This is a genomic window from Micromonospora violae (genome assembly GCF_004217135.1).
Taxonomy (GTDB): Bacteria; Actinomycetota; Actinomycetes; order Mycobacteriales; family Micromonosporaceae; genus Micromonospora; species Micromonospora violae.
The window spans coordinates 4,011,681-4,029,622 of the sequence record NZ_SHKK01000001.1; the positions used below are offsets into that span (position 1 = coordinate 4,011,681).

Genomic DNA, 17,942 nt, shown 5'->3' on the forward strand with positions numbered 1-17,942 from the left:
CCGCCCGCTCAGACGCGGGTGAGGTGCTGGCTGCGCAGGCTCTCCAACACACCCCGGGTGACCTCCGAGGTGCCCCGCGCCTGATCGCACGCCTCCGCCACCCGTCGCGCGGTGGCCTCGGCACGCTGGTCCCGCTCGTCCCAGAGTCGGTCGACCTCGGCCAGCAGCGGCCCCTCGACCTCCCGCTCCACGCCGCGTAGCGCCGGCACCCCGAGCCGTTGGGCCAGGTCGAAGACCTTGCCGGCGTACGGCAGGGGCAGGAACGGCGTACCGACCATCGCCGCGAAGATCAGGAAGTGCAGGCGCATGCCGACGACCAGGTCGAAGTGGCGCATCAGCCCCAGCACCTGCTGCGGAGAGTAGGTGCCGTGCAGGATTCGACCGCGCTCGGCGGCGACCATGTGCGACAGCACCCCGTGGGCGTGCCGGATGTCGTCGCGCTCCATCGGCACGAACAGCACGTACGCGTCGATCCGGTGCACCAGGAAGTCACCGATCTGGGCCAGCAGCCGGTGGTACCCATCCACGTCGAGGCGTTCGGCGGCCCGGCCCGGCTCCCGCACGCTGATCCCGACCAGCCGCTTGCCGACCGGCACCCCCTCCTCGGCCAGCAGGTGGGCCGGGAACTCCTCCGGTTCCAGGAGGAACGCCGGGTCCGCGGTGACGGTGATCGGGTTGAGCAGGCCTGCTTCCTCCAACACCATCCGCGACTCCTGGTCCCGGACGGTCACCTGGGTGGCGCTGGAGAGCGTCTCCCGGACCATGCCGGTGTCCACCCCGTCGCTGAGTGGCCCGACCCCCACCGCGTACGTGATCAGCGGCAGGCCTCGCTCCTGGGCGACCCGGACCACCCGCAGGTAACGGCGGGCCTCCCGGTCGTACAGGATGCCGCCTCCACCCAGGATGAGCAGGTCGAGCTGGGCCAGGACCAGGGCCGAGTCGGTACGGCTCACGCCCTCCCACGGCACCGCTTCGACGTCCGGATGCGCTGCCCGGGTGTGCTCCGGGTTCCGGGAGAAGACGATGATCCGGGCGTTTGGTTCCTGCGTCCGCAGATCGGTGAGCAGGCCGGTGAGGATCGCCTCGTCGCCGAGGTTTCGCCCACCGTACGAGCCGAGCACACCGATGGTCAGTCCGGCGCCGTGCGTCATCCGTCGCTCCTCCCCAGGTGCGGTCCGCGCCGGTTTCCCGCTGGGCGGGTGAACAGTCCTGCCGAGGGGACCGTCCCTGGGGCATTGCCAGCTCAGCCCGCCGGGCTGATTCGCTTCGCCATCTGCTGCGAGGTGACCTCGAAGCCCAGACTGCGGTAGAGGCCGATCGCCACGGTGTTCGTCCCGAAGACGTTCAGACCCAGTTCGGGCACACCGAGCTGGGCGAGTTCGGCCTCGATGAGCTGAATCATCCGGCGGGCGTGTCCCCGTCCCCGGTGCTCCTCGTGCACCTCGATGTTGTGGATCCACGCCTGGCGCGCGGCACCGGCCGCCGGCAGGGTCACCCAGATCCAGCCGACCTCGGTGTCACCGACCCGGGCAACTCGCAGCAGCGCCCCCTCGGTGGCCGCGCCGGCCGGCAGTGACTCCCGGATCTGGCTGGCCGACCGTTCGCGGGCCGCCTCCGGGGTCAATCCCCGGTGGGCCACCAGATCCTCGGCGTACCCCTGCTCCAGTGGCCCCTGCAAGCGGGCCAACTCCGCTGCCGTCATCGGTGTCAGCGTCAACTCCACCGTGTCCTCCCCTTCCCTCGCGGCCAGCGGGTAGTGGAACAGAACCGGTCCGGACACGCCAACGTTTTCCCCAGCGGGCGCACGGGACGCCCGGGGGTGCGCGGCTTAGCGACGATGGCACCGTGCGGATCGCCCATGTCAGCGACAGCCACCTCACCAACCCGGAGGGGGTGGCCACCTCGGTCGGCACCACAGTGGCGCTCCTGCGCGCCGCCGGGCACCGGGTCGTGCTGTACCGCCCCGGCCCACTGTCCCGGGTTCGCCGCCGACCCGGCGAGGTGCCCTCGCTGTCGGTACCGACCCGGCCGTACCGGCTGGCGCTGCCCCGACCGCCGGGTGCACCGGTCGACGTGGTGCACGTGCACACCACCGGCCCGCTCGGCGTCGCCGGCCTACGCTGGGCCGCCGCCCGGGGCGTACCGACCGTGCTGACCTGGCACACCGACCTCGTCGCGTACGCGGCGTACTACCCGGAGATCCCCATCGGGGCCGCGTACGCCGGCCTGCGGCTGGGCCTGCGGTGGCGGGTGCGGGACCTGTGGGCGCTCGCCCGCCCCGGACCAGGTCGACAGGCCCGACTGGCGGCCCTCGGGCGAACCCTGCTGGCCCACACCACTGTCCTGATCGCCCCGTCGCCGAAGACCGCGACGATGATGGCGACGATGGCCGGGCGTACCCCGATCGTGGTCCTGCCGACCCCGGCCGCCGCGCCGCACGCGGACGCCGACGACCGGCGGCGGGTACGGGCCCGGCTGGGCATTCCGGCGGACGCGCCGGTGCTGCTCGCGGTGGGCCGGGCCACGCCGGAGAAGAACCCGGAGCTGCTGTTGGCCGCGTTCGCCCAGGTCCGCCGCGTGTTGCCGACCGCCCAGCTGGTGCTGCTCGGGGCCCGACGGCACCGGCTCGCGGTCCGCCGGATGGCCCACCGGTACGGCGTCGGCGGCGGGCTGCACCTGCTCCGTCCGGCGCCTCGCCACCGGGTCGGCGCCTACTACCGGGCGGCGGACGTGCTCGCGTTCACCTCCACCACCGACACGCAGGGCCTGGTGCTCGCCGAAGCCGAGGCGTACCAACTGCCGGTGGCCATGGTGGACACTCTGCTCGCCGAACGGCCCGGCACCGGCACTCCCCGGCCGGTCGCCGAGCCCACCGGAGCGGCGTTCGCGGCGCTGCTCACCCGGCTGCTGACCGAGCCGGAGCTACGCGCGGCAGTGATCCGGGACGGGCTCGCGGCGGCGGCGGACTGGTCCGCCGAGCGTTACCTGACCGAACTGGCCACGCTGTACGCGTCGCTGCCGCCCGTCAGCCCAGCGTCGGAGACCGGGCGCGGGTGGCCGTCGTGACATCCATCGACGCGGCGAAGGTGGCGCTGGTCGACCGGGCCCTGCGGGTGAGCACGGCGGTGGTGGTCGCCGTCGGGCTGGCCCTCGCCGGGGTCGCCGCCCGCGACGAGCCCGTCGAGCTGCTGTTCTACTTCACCGTGCAGGTCAACATTGCCTACCTGGTGGTGTTGCTGGCCGGCTGCGGCGACCGGTTGCGCACCGCGCTCACCGTCTACCTCGTCGGCACCGCCCTGGTCTTCGTCCTCGTGCTGGCCAACCCGTGGAGCGGCTACGCCATGGTGGCGAACCCCGACGCTCGCGGGACGATCTCCGACGCCGGCAATCTGCTGCTGCACGCCGTGGCACCGCCGCTGGCCGCCGCCCAGTGGCTTCACCGCCGACCTCGGGTCGCGCTCCGTCCGGCGTACGCGGTCAGCCTGCTCGGTTACCCGCTGCTGTGGCTGACGGTGATCCTGCTCCGGGGCGCCTTCGGCGAGGCCGAGGACCGCTACCTCTACCCGTTCCTCGACGTACCCCGACTCGGCTACCCCACCGTCGCCCTCAACGCCCTGCTCTTCGGGCTCACGCTGGTCCTGATCGCACTGACCGCCGTCCGCCTGACCCGGCGGCGGTGTGATGGGTTGTCCGGCGGCCCCGCAGGCTGACGTCTGGCGGATCGCGGGTATCGGACCTGGAGGTCCGAACGAGGGGTCCGATGGCCGCCAGACGGCACGGCCCGCCGACCAGATGATCGTTGGCATGACGACGACACTCAACAACAAGGTGGCCCTGGTGACCGGCGGTTCCCGGGGCATCGGAGCCGCCATCGCCCTGCGCCTGGCTCAGGACGGGGCCGACGTGGCGCTGACCTACCGACAGGACACCGAGCAGGCCGCGACCGTGGTGAAGCGGATCGAGGCGCTGGGCCGACGGGCGCTGGCGATTCAGGCCGACGGCGCCGACCCGACCGCCGTCACGGGCGCGGTCGACCGGGCAGCCGCCGAACTGGGCCGGCTGGACATCCTGGTGAACAACGCCGCCGTGTTCCTGGTCGGCGCGGTGGACGAGCTCGGAATGACGGAGGTGGAGCAGACCGTCGCGGTCAACATCCGGGCACCGTACGTCGCCGCGCGGGCGGCGCTGCGGCACCTGGGCGAGGGCGGACGGATCATCAGCATCGGCAGCAACGTCGGTGAACGGGCGGTCTTTCCCGGGCTGACGCTCTACGCGATGAGCAAGACCGCTCTGGTCGGACTGACTCGGGGCCTGGCCCGGGAACTGGGCTCCCGAAACATCACCGTCAACCTGATCAACCCGGGGCCCACGGACACCGACGCCAACCCGGCGGACGGGCCGAACGCGGCGGCCATCGCCGGGTTCACCGCCCTCGGCCGTTACGCTCGCCCCGCCGACATCGCGGCCACCGTCGCGCACCTGGCCAGCCCCGAGGCCGGTTACGTGACCGGTGCGGTGGTCAACGTGGACGGCGGCTTCACCAGCTGAGAACCGCGGGCGCGCCGGTCATTCTCCGGCGCGCCCGTCCTCAACCGTTTACCGCGCCGGAGGCGTCTTCCTCACTGAGGAGGTGGGCATGACCGAGACGTTCCACGAGTTCGTGGTGCACCGTTCGCCTGCCCTGTCCCGGAGCGCGTACCTCCTCACCGGCGATCACCAACTCGCCGAGGACCTGGTCCAGACCGCCCTGGCACGCACGTACCGCCACTGGAGACGCATCCGCGACGGCGACCCCGAGGCCTACGTCCGTCGCGTCATGTACCACCAGCAGGTCTCCTGGTGGCGACGCCGCCGCCTGGCCGAACGACTCGAGGCCGAACCCACCGAACGTGCTGGCGGCGACCACACCGACAGCACCGCGTTGCGACTGAGCCTCACCGCCGCGCTGCGCCACCTCACCCCCCGCCAACGGGCCGTCATCGTGCTGCGCTACTACGAAGATCACACCAAGTCGCAGGTCGCCGACCTGCTCGGCTGCTCTGTCGGCACCGTCAAGCGCCACGCTCACGACGCCCTGCGTCGACTCCGAGCCGTCGCCCCCGACCTGATCGACACCGCCGCGGAGAGGAGCACCCGATGACCGCTCGACTCCGCGACGCGCTGCGGTCCGCCGCCGAGGACGTGCCCACCTACCCCGTGTACGACCGCGCGGTCGCCACCGCCCGTCGTTCCCGCCGCCGCCGACTGGCCGCCGCGGCCGGGGTGGTGGTGCTGCTCGCGCTGACCGGGGTGGTGGTGCCGCTGACCCATATCCCTGCCATCGACCCCGCCGCTGCGGACGCCGCGCTGCCCGACCGGCTCGGCCTGCCGCCCATCGGCACACTGCACGTCTCCGACCGTCCCCGGCTCGGGTCCGCCTCGGTCATCTTCACTGGCCCCGCACCACGGCTGCGTGGCTGGAACAACGCGAGCGTCGTCGGGTTGGTCGGCGCGGACGCCGACCACTATCGGATCATGCGGGTGGGTGGGCAGGTGGCGGCGGGCGAGACCGTCCACCTCTCCCCGGACGGCCAGCACCTCGCCCGACCGGACGGCGACGAGGACGAACCCGGCATCGACGTCGTCGACCTGGCCACCGGCCGGACCCGGCAGCTGAAGTCCAGCGTCACCAACACCGTGGCGAGCACGCCGGTCGGCTGGGCGGCCGACAGCGCGTCGCTGGTCGTCCGGGACGAGGTGCCGGTCGCCTTCGCTGGCGCCACCTACACGTCGGTGCTGAGCATCGTCCCGGTGGACGGCGGGCGCTGGACCGCCTTGGCCTCCGGCGCGCAAGAGGCGCGCTTCGGATCAATTGTCGCCGCCGCCCCGGGTCGACTCGCCTACCAGGCCGGCCGCACCGTCACGGTGGCCGACATGCAGGGTCGGGAACTCTCCTCGTTCCCGCTGCCCGACGGATCCTCGCTGGCCGGCAAGGGTGCGTGGAGCCCCGACGGTGCCACGTTGACGCTGGCCACCCGACAGCCGACCACCGGCGAGTGGACCCTGCACCGGGTCGATCCTCGCACCGGGCGCGACGACGAGTCGCTCCGCCTACCCGCCGTGGCGGGGGCGGTCGCCATCCGGCTGCTCGGCTGGGCACCGGACGGTTCGGCGCTGGTGGCCGCCTACCAGGAGGACCTGGAGGCGCCCGAACGTCCGCTGGAGGAGCAGGCCCAGCCACCCGCGCCGGCCGAGCAGGCGAGCGGCGTACGGGTGCTGGCGCTCACCCCTGGTGCCACCGCACCACGGACCGTGCTGACCGCGCCCGCCCAGGTGAACGCCGTCGATGTCGCCGATCAGGTGATCCGCGGCGGGCGGGTCCGCGACGCGCAGCCGCCGGGCGGGGTGGGTGGACGGTTCTGGCTCTGGACAGGACTGGCGATGATGCTCGTCGCGGGGGCTGTTCTCTACGGCGCTCGCGGACGGGTTCGGCGGTGGCTCGATCGGCGGGATCAGCGCGACGGCGACGGTGTTCTGCACTGATCACTCCGGACCGTCCGGTCAGCTCCGGCGAGAAGTAGAGGCCCTCGACGAAGGCCAGGTGCTTGAGCAGCCTGCCCGAACTGGACGAAACCGTCGGCAGACGGGTGAGTGACAGTCAGGGCAGTTCGTAACCGGCTTCCTCCACGGCGGCACGCACCTCCGCGATGTCGAGAGGTCGGTCGCTCGTCACCGTGGCGGTGTCGCCTTCGACGTCCACCGCCACGGCGGTGACACCGGGAATCCGTTCGATCTCCTCGGTGACGAAGCCCGCGCAGTGCCCGCAGGCCATACCGATCACGCGATAGCTGCTGACGGTCATTGCGACACCTGCCCGCGGTCGCTGGCCCTGGCCGGCACGGAACGGGTGAGCAGGTGCGCCTGACGCATCCGCCCGTCGTCGGCGAACTGCCCGAAGAAGTGGACGTCCACACTGCCGGCCCGCTTCGAGGTGTGGAAGTGCAGTGTGTAGCGGGCGGCGATCCGGTCCCCGTCCGCTATCGCCTCGTGCACCTCCCACCGGGTGCCGGTCTGGTGCTTCCGTGCCGGGCGGGTGTGCGCGATGAGCTTGCTGCGATCCATCAGGTTGCCGTCGGCGAACTGCACGATGTCGGGCGTGTGGTACCGGTCGACGACCACTGCCGGATCCTCGTCGCCGTGAACCAGATCGTTCATGAAGGAGGTGAAGAAGTTGACGATGAACTCTTTCGGATCGCTGCCATCGAGGCCGCCCATGTCACCCGCCGTCAGCTTGTGATTCGATGAAACTAGACAGCTTGTAAAATATCGACCTCCGACAACTTTGGCAAGGTGTAAAAGATGACCGCCTCAGCAGACCGCAACCGCCGTGCCGACGCACGCCGCAACAGCAGCGCGATCCTCGACGCGGCAGTCCGACTGCTCGACGCGCAGCCCGACGCGAGCCTCGACGCCATCGCCAGCACCGCCGGCGTGACCCGGCAGACCGTCTACGCCCACTTCCCGTCCCGCGAGCACCTGATGGCGGCGGTCGTGCGACGGATCACCGACGAGGCCGTCGCCGCGATGGACGCCGCCGACCCCGACAACGGATCGGCCACGGACGCGCTGATCCGCGTCCTCGAGGCCGGTGCCCGGACCGCCGGGCGCCATCCGGTCCTCGTCCAGCAGATCGCGTCGCTTCCGGTGACCCCGCAGGTGGACGAGGAACGCCACGCACCGGTCACCGACCGGATCAACCGCGTGATCCAGCGCGGTCAGGCGAGCGGCGAGTTCGACAACGGGCTCCCGGCCAGCTGGCTGGCCACGATCACCATCAAGCTCGGTCACGCCGCCGGCGAGGAGGTCGACGCCGGCCGAATGTCTCCAGCCGAGGCCGCCAACGCGCTGCGTACCGTCCTGATCAGGATGCTGCACCCTGGATCATGACTGCGTCGACCCACTCGATACGTCGCCAACGCCAGACGGCGCCTCGGCACAGGTGATGTCGGTGGTGGTGAAGGGTGGGCGCGGCAGGTTTCGAACCTGCGACCCCTCGCTTGTAAGGCGAGTGCTCTCCCACTGAGCTACGCGCCCGGATCGCCCGCGGCGGGCCGGTGGCTGGCAAGCTTACCTGCCCACCACCGACCCGGGCGCACGGCGTACCCCGGTCAGCCGGCCGCTTCGGCGATGGCCTTGCGCCAGCCCTGCTGGTCGCGGGCCTCGCCCGGGCCGTTCATCTCGGCGAAGCGGACTACGCCGGTCTTGTCGATGACGAAGGTGCCCCGGTTGGCGAAGCCGGCGACGTCGTTGAAGACCCCGTACGCCTGGGCGACACCGCCGTGCGGCCAGAAGTCGGCCAGCATCGGGAACTGGTAGCCCTCGCGGTCGGCCCAGATCTTGTGGCTGTAGGCCGAGTCGACGCTGACCGTCAGCACCTGGACGTCGTCGTTCACGTACTCGCCGAGGTTGTCGCGCACCTCGCTCAACTCGCCCTGGCAGGTGCCGGTGAAGGCGAGCGGGTAGAAGACCAGCAGCACGGTGCGCCTGCCCCGGAAGTCCGAGAGACGGACCTCCTGGTTGTTCTGGTCCTTGAGCACGAAGTCCGGCGCCTCGGCACCAACCTCGATGGGCATTGGGAACTCTCCTCGCGTCGAGTTGGGAGTACGGCAGCAGCCTGCCACCCGGCGGTGGGCGGACCGTCGGGGCGTGCGGCGGCGCAGGGGTTACTTCTTGGCCTTGGCCCCTCGACGCAGCACCAGACGTGCGCCGCTCCAGTCCCGGCCGGCGTTGACGGTCGAGGTCTGTTGAAGGCCGGCGGTGGGCGCGGACTCCGCGACCTCGCTCGGCTCGACGTGCCCCTCGCGCCCCGCCTTCGGGGTGAGTAGCCACACGACGCCGTTGTCGGCCAGCGGGCCGAGGGCGTCGACGAGCAGCTCGAAGAGGTCACCGTCGCCGTCCCGGTACCAGACCAGCACCGCGTCGACCACCTCGTCGGTGTCCTCGTCGACCAGATCTCCACAGCGGTCGGTCAGGGCGTCTCGGAGATCCTGGTCGACGTCTTCGTCGTACCCCATCTCCATGACGACCATCCCCGGTTCGATTCCGAACCGGTCCGCCAGGCTGCGTACCCCGTCGGCGGCCTGACCAGCGGTCGCGCTCACTGTCGCGTGCCTCCTCATCTCATCCCTGCTCGCGGCGTCGGTGCGACGCCGTCAGGCAAAGTCCACACACTTGTGCGTCCGCGCGCAAGTGGCGCACCGGGTGGAACGGAATTTACCGTGCCAGCAGCGTACGGGCACCGTCGGTAATGGCTTCCGCGGAGACCAGTACGTGACGTGCTGCCGGACCTAATGGTACAAACGAGTCAACTCCCGCCACTCGACGTGCGGCGCCGACATATCCGGCGTCGACCAACGCGGCGATCACGCCCTCGCCGACCCCGCCGGAGCGGCGCGTCTCGTCCACCACCAGCACCCGGCCGGTTGCCGAGGACTCCCGGATGATGTCGGCCACCGGCAGCGGAGCCAACCAGCGCAGATCCACCACGCGGGTGCCCACCCCCTCGTCGGCGAGGACGGCCGCGGCCCGCAGCGACATCCGCACCCCGTTACCGAAGGTGATGATGGTGAGATCGTCCGCCGAGCCGACCCGGTAGACCCGGGCCCGCCCGATCGGCACGTGCCCGGCCACCCAGCCACCCGGCTCCGGATAGCCGGCCAACCACTCCCCGTCGCCCTCCGCGTACAGGTCACGGGTGTGGTAAAGCGCGATCGGCTCCAGGAACACGCAGACGCTGCCGTCCACCGCCGCGCTCGCCAGGCAGGTCCGCAGCATGGGCGCGGCATCGTCCGGCCGCGCCGGCACCGCGATCACCAGACCGGGCACATCCCGCAGTACGGCCACCGAGTTGTCGTTGTGGAAGTGCCCGCCGAACCCTTCCTGGTACGCCAGCCCCGCCACCCGCACCACCATCGGGTTGCGGAACGCCCCCTGCGAGAAGAACCGCATGGTGGCAGCCTCACCGCGCAACTGGTCCTCGGCGTTGTGCAGGTACGCCAGGTACTGGATCTCCGGCACCGGCAGCATCCCGGCCAGCCCGGCACCGAGGCCCAACCCGAGCACCGACGTCTCGTCGAGCAGGGTGTCGAAGACCCGGGCCGCCCCGAACCGGTCGCGCAGCCCCTTCGTCACCCCGTACACGCCGCCCTTGGCGGCCACATCCTCACCGAAGATCGCCATCTGCGGGTGGTCGAGCATCCCGTCGGCGAGCGCGGCGTTGATGCTCTGCGCCAGGGTCATCGGCCCGGCCAGCTCCGGCGGCTTGCCGCCGAACGCCTCCGCCCGCGCGCCCGCGCCCGGCCCGCTGGCCCGCGCCGCGGCGTCGGCCACCGCCCGCGCCACCCGCACCGGACGGCGGGGCGCCAACGCCGACACCACGTCGGCCGCGGAGGCCAGCTTCGGCTCGCCCAGCACCTCCTCGGCCAGCCGGCGTACCTGCCAGCCGGTCTCGTCGTACCGGGCCAGCAGTTCCTCGCCGCTGGCCACGCCGGCGTCGACCAGGAGCCGCGCGGTGGCGGCCAGCGGATCCCGGTTCAGGTCCTCGGCCAGTTCGGCCGGGCTGCGGTACGCCGACTCCGCGTCCGCCCCGGCGTGCCCCATCAGCCGGACGGTACGCAGGTGCAGTACGGCCGGCCGCCGGTTACGGCGCACCCACGCCGCGGCCTCCGCCGCCACCGCGTACGTCTGCACCGGGTCGACCCCGTCCGCGCTGAAGTACCGGATGCCCGGCTTGGCCCGCAGCGTCGCCTCGACCCAGCCCTCCGGCGAACGGACGCTGATGCCCAGTCCGTTGTCCTCGCAGACGAAGAGCACCGGGATCCGCAGCCCGGCGTGGTCGTACCAGCCGGCGGTGTTGAAGGCGGCGGTGGCGCTGGCGTGGTTGACCGACGCGTCACCGAAGGAGCAGACCACGATCGCGTCCGGTGGCCAGGGGGCGTGTGCCGCGCCCGCGCCGCTGCCGACCCGCACCCCCGCCCCGGTACGCCGTCCAGCGCTGTCCAGCCGGCGCAGCCGCTCCACGGCCAGTCCCATCCCGACCGCGCGCGGCAGGTGCGAGGCGATGGTGGAGGTGGTCGGCACGATGGCCAGGTCGGCGCGGCCGAACACCTTGTGCCGGCCGCCGGCGATCGGTTCGAGGCTGGACGCGGCCATCCCCCGCAGCACGTCCCGGGCCGCGTCGGCGTACGCCGCGAAGCCGTTGTCGGCCGAGGTCGGCGGCGGCCCGGGGGGCTCCGATTCGGACACCTGCGCGTCGGTGGTCTGGGCCGTGGTTGGCCCGGTGTCGGTGGCGGCCTGGGCTGCGGTCGGCCCGGGGTCGGTGGCGGTCTTGGCGGCGGTCGGCCCGGGTTGAGTGGTCTCGGCTGCGGTCGGCCCGGTGTCGGTGGCAGCCTGGGCGGTGGCGGCCTGGGCGGCACGAAGGCAGTAGAAGGCGCCCGAACGGTAGTGCAGCAGCGCCGGATCGGTGGGACGCAACGCGGCGGCGACCGCGGCGTTGCCCTCGTGCCCGGCCGAACTGATGGTGTAGAAACCCTCCCCGAAGCTGCGCAACCAGCGGCCGGCCAGGTCGAGCTGCCGGCTGGTCACCTGCGCGTCGAACAGGTCCAGCAGCTGCGCACCGGTCAGTGGGGCGTCGTCGGTGACCGGGTCGGCGGGGTCACGCCGCCGCTCGGCGGCGGGCAGCGCCGCCAGCGTCTCCCGGAAGCGGTCGTCGAGATCTTGCGGGGTGGTCACGTCGGACAGCATTACCGACGGAAGGCCTGCTCGCCCAGTGGGACACGGCCGGCAGGGCTGTGCTCACTCCGGCCCGCAGGACTCCGGACAGCCGCCGTCGGACACCTTCCAGACCAGGTCACGAAGGGTGCTCAGCTCCTCGTCGGTGAGCCCGGACAGGAGTCGGGAGTCGGACATCACCTCGATCACCCGGGCTCGCACGACCCGCCCCTCGCCGGTCACCAGCAGCGTCTTCTGCCGCCGGTCCGTCGGGTCGGTACGGCGCTCGACCAACCCGGCCTGCTCCAGCTTGTCGACCAGCACCGTCACGTTCGACCGGTCGCAACCCAGCTGACCGGCGAGGTCCCGGGCCGGCAGCGGGTGGTCCGGGTCCAACTCCCGCAGCGCCCGGGCCGCCGCCGGGGTGAGGCCCAACTCGGCGAACGCGGAGCCCTGCCGGTGTCGCAGCGCGGCGGTGACGTGCGCCATCCGGCGCACCACGTCGACGGCGAGAGCGGCGCGATCCACCGGTGCGCCCGCCGCGGGACTCACCTGCTGCGTCACTGCCACATCGTACGCAGTGACGGGCATCGTCGGCCCGGCCCGGCCGTCCGGATCCCCGGCCGGGCGGCGACCAGCACGAATCGACTGCGGTCATCGGTGTTCGACTGCCGGCGACGAGCAGGGCCACTCGCTGTCACCTGTCGGCCACCGGGGCTAGCGAGGCTCCCGGAGTCACGAAGATCGGACTCTGGGGAGGATTCGTGTCACTGTCCCGACGTACCATCCTGCTGTCCGGCGCCGCGATCGGCGCCGCGGGCGCGGTCACCGGGCTGCCGGCGGCGGCCGGCGCGGCGGCGGGCCGGCCGCTGGCCTACCCGTTCACCCTCGGGGTGGCCTCCGGCGACCCCGACCACGAGGGGTTCGTGTTGTGGACCCGCCTGGCCCCGCAGCCACTGGCCGAGGACGGCCTCGGCGGCATGCCGGACCGCGACGTGCCGGTGCACTGGGAGTTGGCCGCCGACGAGCGGTTCCGGCACGTGGTGCGCCGCGGGGTCGCGGTCGCCCGCGCCCGCTCGGCGCACAGCGTGCACGTGGAGTTGGCCGGCCTGCTGGCCGGGCGCGAGTACTTCTACCGGTTCCGGGCCGAGCGGCACATCTCGCCGACCGGGCGCACCCGCACCGCCCCGGCACCGTGGACCATGCCCGCCGCCCTCGCGATGGGCTTCGCCTCCTGCTCCCAGTACGAGCACGGCTACTTCACCGCCTACCGGCGGCTGGCCGAGACCGAGCCGGAGCTGATCCTGCACCTGGGCGACTACCAGTACGAGTACGCCCCGGACACCTACAACGTGCCCGGTGGCAACCCCCGTGACCACGAGGGACCGGAGACCCGGACGCTGGCCAACTACCGGCAGCGGCACGCCCAGTACAAGACCGACCCCGACCTGCAGGCCGCGCACGCGGTGGCGCCGTGGGCGGTGGTCTTCGACGACCACGAGGTGGAGAACAACTGGGCCGACGAGGTGCCCGAGGCGCCGGACCCGGAGTTCCCCGCGCGGCGGGCGGCGGCGTTCCAGGCGTACTACGAGAACATGCCGCTGCGGCGCACCACGATCCCCCGCGGCATCGACATGCAGCTCTACCGGCGGGTGCGCTGGGGGCGGCTGGCCACGTTCCACCTGCTCGACACCCGGCAGTACCGCGATGACCAGGCCTGCGGCGACGGCTACCGGGACTGTGCCGCGGCATCCGACCCGGCCCGGTCGATCACCGGGGCCGAGCAGGAGGCGTGGCTGCTGGACGGCTTCCGCCGCTCGGACGCCCAGTGGGACATCCTGGGTCAGCAGGTCTTCTTCGCGCAGCGGGACAACAACTCCGGCCCGCTCACCGTCACCAGCATGGACGCCTGGGACGGCTACGTGGCCTCCCGGGACCGCATCACCCGGGGCTGGCTGGCCGCCGGGGTACGCAACCCGGTGGTGCTGACCGGCGACGTGCACGCCCACTGGGCCAGCGATCTCAAGCTGGACTACGCCGACCCGACCTCACGCACCGTTGGCACCGAGCTGGTCTGCTCCTCGATCACCTCGACCGGTGACGGCGCGGACTCGGCGTCCGGCTCGCACCCGTGGTTCGCGTTCAACCCGCACCTGCGCTTCCAGAACAACCTGCGGGGGTACGTGCGCACCACGATCACCCCGGGGCAGCTCGCCGCCGACTTCGACGTGCTGCCGTACGTCAGCCGGCCGGACGCGCCCGCGTACACCCGGGCGTCGTTCGTGATCGAGGACCGGGTGCCGGGCCTGAACCAGACGGCGGACAACCCGCTGCCGTCGGCGCTGCGGGGCGGCGCGCCGTCCGTCGACCTCGGTCAGCAGACCGTCGACCAGGAGACCGTCCGCCCGTAACCCGCCTGGCGCGTCACGATCCGCCCTCTCCCGCCGAGGGACGGCAGGATGCCGGGTGGATCGTGACGCGGGGCGGCCGGGCGGTCAGCCGGGCAGGAAGGAGAAGCGGACCTGGCGGGTCGGGTTGTCGCCGTTGGTGTCGACCAGGCAGATCGACTGCCAGGTGCCCAGTGCCAGCCGGCCGCCGAGCACCGGCAGTGTGGCGTACGGCGGGATGAACGCCGGCAGCACGTGATCGCGGCCGTGCCCGGGCGAGCCGTGTCGGTGCCGCCAGCGGTCCTCGGTGGGGAGCAGGTCGGCCAGCGCGCTGAGCAGGTCGTCGTCGGAGCCCGCCCCGGTCTCGATGATCGCCAGGCCGGCGGTGGCGTGCGGCACGAAGACGTGCAGCAGGCCGTCGTCCTCGCCCGAGACGAACTGCTGGGCCTCGGCGGTGATGTCCCGGACGGTCGGCCGGGACCCGGTCTGGACGGTGATCACGTCGCTGCGCATACGTCGCATTCTGCCGCAGGGCAGGGCTCAGGAGCCGCCGCCACCGCCGCCAGAGTCCCCACCACCACCACCGCCGGAATCACCACCGCCCCAGTCCCAGCCGCCGGAGTCGCTTCCGTAGTAGGTCGCGGGCATGCTGGTGTCGGCGTGCCTGCGGCGCTGGCCGGGCACGGGCCGCACCCTGGGGGCGGCAGGTTCCCGCAGACCGGTACGCAACTGGGCCGCACCGAAGACGGCGGCGGCCAGACCGAAAATGACGATCGGGAGCGCAGCGGGCTCACCCGACACCAGCACCCAGGTCGCAGGGACCGCCGGGAGCACCCCGACCGCCAGCAGCACACCGCCGACAAGCACTCGTCGTCCGTTCATCCCACCACGGTAGGAAGCCAGAACAAGCGCCAAAAGCGGGTCGTAGCGCTAAGTTACCGGCGAGTACCTGTGTTGAGCATCGCGTCGGGGGCACCTAGACGTGACGACAGGTGCCACCAGGGGGCAGGATGGCGCTAGAGACCTATCCCACACACACCCGAGGGAACGCCTGTGGCTACGGAACGCAAGCGCCCGGTGATCAGCGACGGCCTACCGAGCCAGCTTCCGGACATCGACCCTGAAGAAACCAGCGAATGGGTCGAGTCGCTTGATGGTGTCATCGACGAGCGCGGCGCCAAACGCGCCCGCTACGTCATGCTGCGCCTGCTGGAGCGGGCCCGTGAACGCCAGGTCGGGGTTCCCCCCCTGACCACCACCGACTACATCAACACCATCCCGTCGGAGCGCGAACCCTGGTTCCCGGGTGACGAGCACGTCGAGCGGCGGATCCGGGCGTACGTCCGGTGGAACGCCGCCATGCTGGTGCACCGGGCGCAGCGCCCGGAGATCGGCGTCGGCGGGCACATCTCCACCTTCGCCAGCTCGGCCTCGCTCTACGAGGTGGGCTTCAACCACTTCTTCCGGGGCAAGAACCACCCGGGCGGCGGCGACCAGATCTTCTACCAGGGCCACGCCTCCCCCGGCATGTACGCGCGGGCGTTCCTGGAAGGGCGGCTCAGCGAGCACCAGCTCGACGGGTTCCGTCAGGAGCTGTCGCACCCCGGTGGTGGGCTGCCCTCGTACCCGCACCCTCGGCTCATGCCGGACTTCTGGGAGTTCCCCACCGTCTCGATGGGTCTCGGCGGTCTGAACGCGATCTACCAGGCCCGGTTCAACCGGTACATGCAGCACCGGGGCATCAAGGACACCTCCCAGCAGCACGTCTGGGCGTTCCTCGGCGACGGCGAGATGGACGAGCCGGAGACGCTCGGTGCCATCGGCGTCGCCGCCCGCGAGGAGCTGGACAACCTCACCTTCGTGATCAACTGCAACCTGCAGCGGCTGGACGGCCCGGTCCGGGGCAACGGCAAGGTCATGCAGGAGCTGGAGGCGTTCTTCCGGGGTGCCGGCTGGAACGTGATCAAGGTCGTCTGGGGCCGTGAGTGGGACCCGCTGCTCGCCGCGGACACCGACGGTGCGCTGGTCAACCTGATGAACACCACGACCGACGGCGACTACCAGACCTACAAGGCGGAGTCGGGCGCGTACGTGCGGGAGCACTTCTTCGGCCGTGACGCACGGACCCGCAAGATGGTCGAGCCCCTCAGCGACGACGAGATCTGGAACCTCAAGCGGGGTGGGCACGACTACCGCAAGCTCTACGCGGCCTACAAGGCGGCCACCGAGCACACCGGTCAGCCCACCGTCATCCTGGCGAAGACGATCAAGGGCTGGACGCTCGGCTCGCACTTCGAGGGCCGCAACGCGACCCACCAGATGAAGAAGCTGACGCTGGAGGACTTGAAGACCTTCCGCGACCGGCTCTACCTGGACATCCCGGACTCGGCTCTGGAGGAGAACCCCTACCTCCCGCCGTACTTCCACCCGGGCGAGAAGTCCGACGAGATGGCGTACCTCAAGGAGCGGCGCGAGCAGCTCGGCGGATACCTGCCGTCCCGGCGAACCAGCACCAAGCGGCTGGCCATCCCCGGCCCGGAGCGGTTCGCCGACATCAAGCGCGGCTCGGGCAAGCAGAAGGTGGCCACCACGCAGGCCTTCGTCCGGCTGCTCAAGGACGTGATGAAGGACAAGGAGTTCGGCAAGCGCTGGGTGCCGATCATTCCGGACGAGGCCCGCACCTTCGGTCTCGACTCGATCTTCCCGACCGCGAAGATCTACTCCCCGCACGGCCAGCGCTACACCTCGGTCGACCGCGAGCTGTTCCTGTCGTACAAGGAGTCGACCTCCGGGCAGATCCTGCACGAGGGGATCAACGAGGCCGGTTCGGTGGCCTCGTTCACCGCGGCCGGCTCGGCGTACGCCACGCACGACGAGCCGATGATCCCGATGTACATCTTCTACTCGATGTTCGGGTTCCAGCGGACCGCCGACGGGCTGTGGGCGGCGGCCGACCAGATGGCCCGGGGCTTCCTGCTCGGCGCCACCGCGGGTCGCACCACGCTCAACGGTGAGGGCCTTCAGCACGAGGACGGGCACTCGCTGCTGATCGCCGCCACCAACCCGGCCGTGGTGGCGTACGACCCGGCGTTCGCGTACGAGATCGCGCACATCCTGGAGCAGGGTCTGCACCGGATGTACGGGGACGCGCAGGAGAACGTCTTCTACTACCTGACGGTCTACAACGAGCCGACCCTGCAGCCGGCCGAGCCGGCCGACGTGGACGTGGAGGGCCTGCTCAAGGGCATCTACCGCTACTCGCCGGCACCGCAGGTCGACGGGCCGAAGGCCAACCTGCTCGCCTCGGGCACCGGAATGCAGTGGGCGCTCAAGGCCCAGCAGCTGCTCGCCCAGGACTGGGGGGTGGGCGCCGACGTCTGGTCGGTCACCTCCTGGACGGAGCTGCGCCGCGACGCGGTGGAGACCGAGGAGTACAACCTGCTCAACCCGGGCGCCGAGGCGAAGGTTCCGTACATCCAGCAGAAGCTGGCCGATGCGGACGGGCCGAAGATCGCGGTCAGCGACTTCATGCGCGCGGTACCGGATCTGATCGCCCGCTGGGTACCCGGCGACTACACGTCGCTCGGCACCGACGGTTTCGGCATGTCGGACACCAGGCACGCGCTGCGCCGGCACTTCCACGTCGACGCGGAGTCGATCGTGGTGGCCACGCTGCGGCAGCTCGCCCGCAGCGGCGCGGTGCCGGCCACGGTGCCGGCCGAGGCCGCCAAGAAGTACGCGATCGACGACGTCAACGCCGCCCCAGTGGGCGAAACCGGCGGCGACAGCTGATCCAGCACCGAAAGA

Annotated in this window: 17 protein-coding genes, 1 tRNA gene and 1 pseudogene; 8 read left to right on the top strand and 11 right to left on the bottom strand. The window is 71.6% G+C overall.

Annotated elements, in window-relative coordinates; all coding sequences use genetic code 11:
• Positions 1-8: 8 nt before the first annotated feature.
• Both EV382_RS17650 and EV382_RS17655 read right to left on the bottom strand, forming a co-directional pair.
• Positions 9-1,151, bottom strand: coding sequence for a polysaccharide pyruvyl transferase family protein (locus EV382_RS17650; RefSeq protein ID WP_130403310.1), 1,143 nt, complete (start codon positions 1,149-1,151; stop codon positions 9-11).
• Positions 1,152-1,243: 92 nt separating this feature from the next.
• Positions 1,244-1,780 carry a GNAT family N-acetyltransferase gene (locus EV382_RS17655; protein WP_165435815.1) on the bottom strand — a complete coding sequence of 179 codons (537 nt, stop codon included), beginning with the start codon at positions 1,778-1,780 and terminating at the stop codon, positions 1,244-1,246.
• Positions 1,781-1,845: 65 nt separating this feature from the next.
• On the opposite strand from EV382_RS17655, the gene EV382_RS17660 reads away from it, so the two are divergent.
• From EV382_RS17660 to EV382_RS32805, 5 genes are all read left to right on the top strand, one after another.
• Entirely contained in the window at positions 1,846-3,066 is a 1,221-nt protein-coding gene (locus tag EV382_RS17660; RefSeq protein WP_165435816.1) for a glycosyltransferase, read from the top strand.
• Positions 3,063-3,710 (top strand): Pr6Pr family membrane protein, encoded by a 648-nt coding sequence (locus tag EV382_RS17665; RefSeq protein ID WP_130403316.1) that lies wholly within the window; start codon positions 3,063-3,065, stop codon positions 3,708-3,710. The genes EV382_RS17660 and EV382_RS17665 overlap by 4 nt, the downstream gene beginning before the upstream one ends.
• A gap of 94 nt (positions 3,711-3,804) precedes the next feature.
• The gene (locus EV382_RS17670; protein ID WP_130403318.1) at positions 3,805-4,548 is read left to right on the top strand and encodes an SDR family NAD(P)-dependent oxidoreductase; all 744 of its coding nucleotides are present in this window, start codon (positions 3,805-3,807) and stop codon (positions 4,546-4,548) included.
• Positions 4,549-4,636: 88 nt separating this feature from the next.
• Positions 4,637-5,140 (top strand): SigE family RNA polymerase sigma factor, encoded by a 504-nt coding sequence (locus EV382_RS17675; RefSeq protein WP_130403320.1) that lies wholly within the window; start codon positions 4,637-4,639, stop codon positions 5,138-5,140.
• Entirely contained in the window at positions 5,137-6,522 is a 1,386-nt protein-coding gene (locus EV382_RS32805; RefSeq protein WP_165435817.1) for a hypothetical protein, read from the top strand. The genes EV382_RS17675 and EV382_RS32805 overlap by 4 nt, the downstream gene beginning before the upstream one ends.
• Before the next feature lie 115 nt (positions 6,523-6,637).
• On the opposite strand, the gene EV382_RS17685 is transcribed toward EV382_RS32805, so the two are convergent.
• Positions 6,638-6,841, bottom strand: a complete 204-nt coding sequence (locus EV382_RS17685; protein WP_110565658.1) for a heavy-metal-associated domain-containing protein — start codon at positions 6,839-6,841, stop codon at positions 6,638-6,640.
• Positions 6,838-7,254: a nuclear transport factor 2 family protein gene (locus EV382_RS17690; protein ID WP_130403322.1), complete on the bottom strand. Its 417-nt coding sequence runs from the start codon at positions 7,252-7,254 to the stop codon at positions 6,838-6,840. The genes EV382_RS17685 and EV382_RS17690 overlap by 4 nt, the downstream gene beginning before the upstream one ends.
• Positions 7,255-7,338: 84 nt before the next feature.
• Between EV382_RS17690 and EV382_RS17695 the strand changes: the two genes are divergently transcribed.
• Positions 7,339-7,926 carry a TetR/AcrR family transcriptional regulator gene (locus EV382_RS17695; RefSeq protein WP_130403324.1) on the top strand — a complete coding sequence of 196 codons (588 nt, stop codon included), beginning with the start codon at positions 7,339-7,341 and terminating at the stop codon, positions 7,924-7,926.
• 75 nt (positions 7,927-8,001) lie between these two features.
• Here the strand turns inward: EV382_RS17695 and EV382_RS17700 are convergent.
• From EV382_RS17700 to EV382_RS17720, 5 genes and pseudogenes are all read right to left on the bottom strand, one after another.
• Positions 8,002-8,073: transfer RNA gene (locus tag EV382_RS17700), tRNA-Val, on the bottom strand.
• A gap of 74 nt (positions 8,074-8,147) precedes the next feature.
• On the bottom strand, positions 8,148-8,612 hold the full coding sequence (locus EV382_RS17705; protein WP_130403326.1) for a peroxiredoxin: 465 nt from the start codon (positions 8,610-8,612) through the stop codon (positions 8,148-8,150).
• A 90-nt stretch (positions 8,613-8,702) separates the two neighbouring features.
• Positions 8,703-9,140: a DUF3052 domain-containing protein gene (locus EV382_RS17710; protein WP_117673355.1), complete on the bottom strand. Its 438-nt coding sequence runs from the start codon at positions 9,138-9,140 to the stop codon at positions 8,703-8,705.
• A 112-nt stretch (positions 9,141-9,252) separates the two neighbouring features.
• A pseudogene (locus EV382_RS17715) lies at positions 9,253-11,781 on the bottom strand (thiamine pyrophosphate-dependent enzyme).
• A 51-nt stretch (positions 11,782-11,832) separates the two neighbouring features.
• Positions 11,833-12,237, bottom strand: a complete 405-nt coding sequence (locus EV382_RS17720; protein WP_244236963.1) for a MarR family winged helix-turn-helix transcriptional regulator — start codon at positions 12,235-12,237, stop codon at positions 11,833-11,835.
• A 275-nt stretch (positions 12,238-12,512) separates the two neighbouring features.
• Between EV382_RS17720 and EV382_RS17725 the strand changes: the two genes are divergently transcribed.
• Entirely contained in the window at positions 12,513-14,159 is a 1,647-nt protein-coding gene (locus EV382_RS17725) for an alkaline phosphatase D family protein (protein WP_130403332.1), read from the top strand.
• 84 nt (positions 14,160-14,243) lie between these two features.
• On the opposite strand, the gene EV382_RS17730 is transcribed toward EV382_RS17725, so the two are convergent.
• Both EV382_RS17730 and EV382_RS32810 read right to left on the bottom strand, forming a co-directional pair.
• Positions 14,244-14,648 carry a YjbQ family protein gene (locus EV382_RS17730; protein ID WP_165435818.1) on the bottom strand — a complete coding sequence of 135 codons (405 nt, stop codon included), beginning with the start codon at positions 14,646-14,648 and terminating at the stop codon, positions 14,244-14,246.
• 27 nt (positions 14,649-14,675) lie between these two features.
• Positions 14,676-15,017 (bottom strand): hypothetical protein, encoded by a 342-nt coding sequence (locus EV382_RS32810; protein WP_165435819.1) that lies wholly within the window; start codon positions 15,015-15,017, stop codon positions 14,676-14,678.
• A 171-nt stretch (positions 15,018-15,188) separates the two neighbouring features.
• Here EV382_RS32810 and aceE point away from each other — a divergent pair, with 171 nt between their 5' ends.
• A complete protein-coding gene (gene aceE, locus EV382_RS17740; protein ID WP_130403336.1) occupies positions 15,189-17,927 on the top strand; it encodes a pyruvate dehydrogenase (acetyl-transferring), homodimeric type in 2,739 nt (912 codons plus the stop codon).
• Positions 17,928-17,942: the final 15 nt, after the last annotated feature.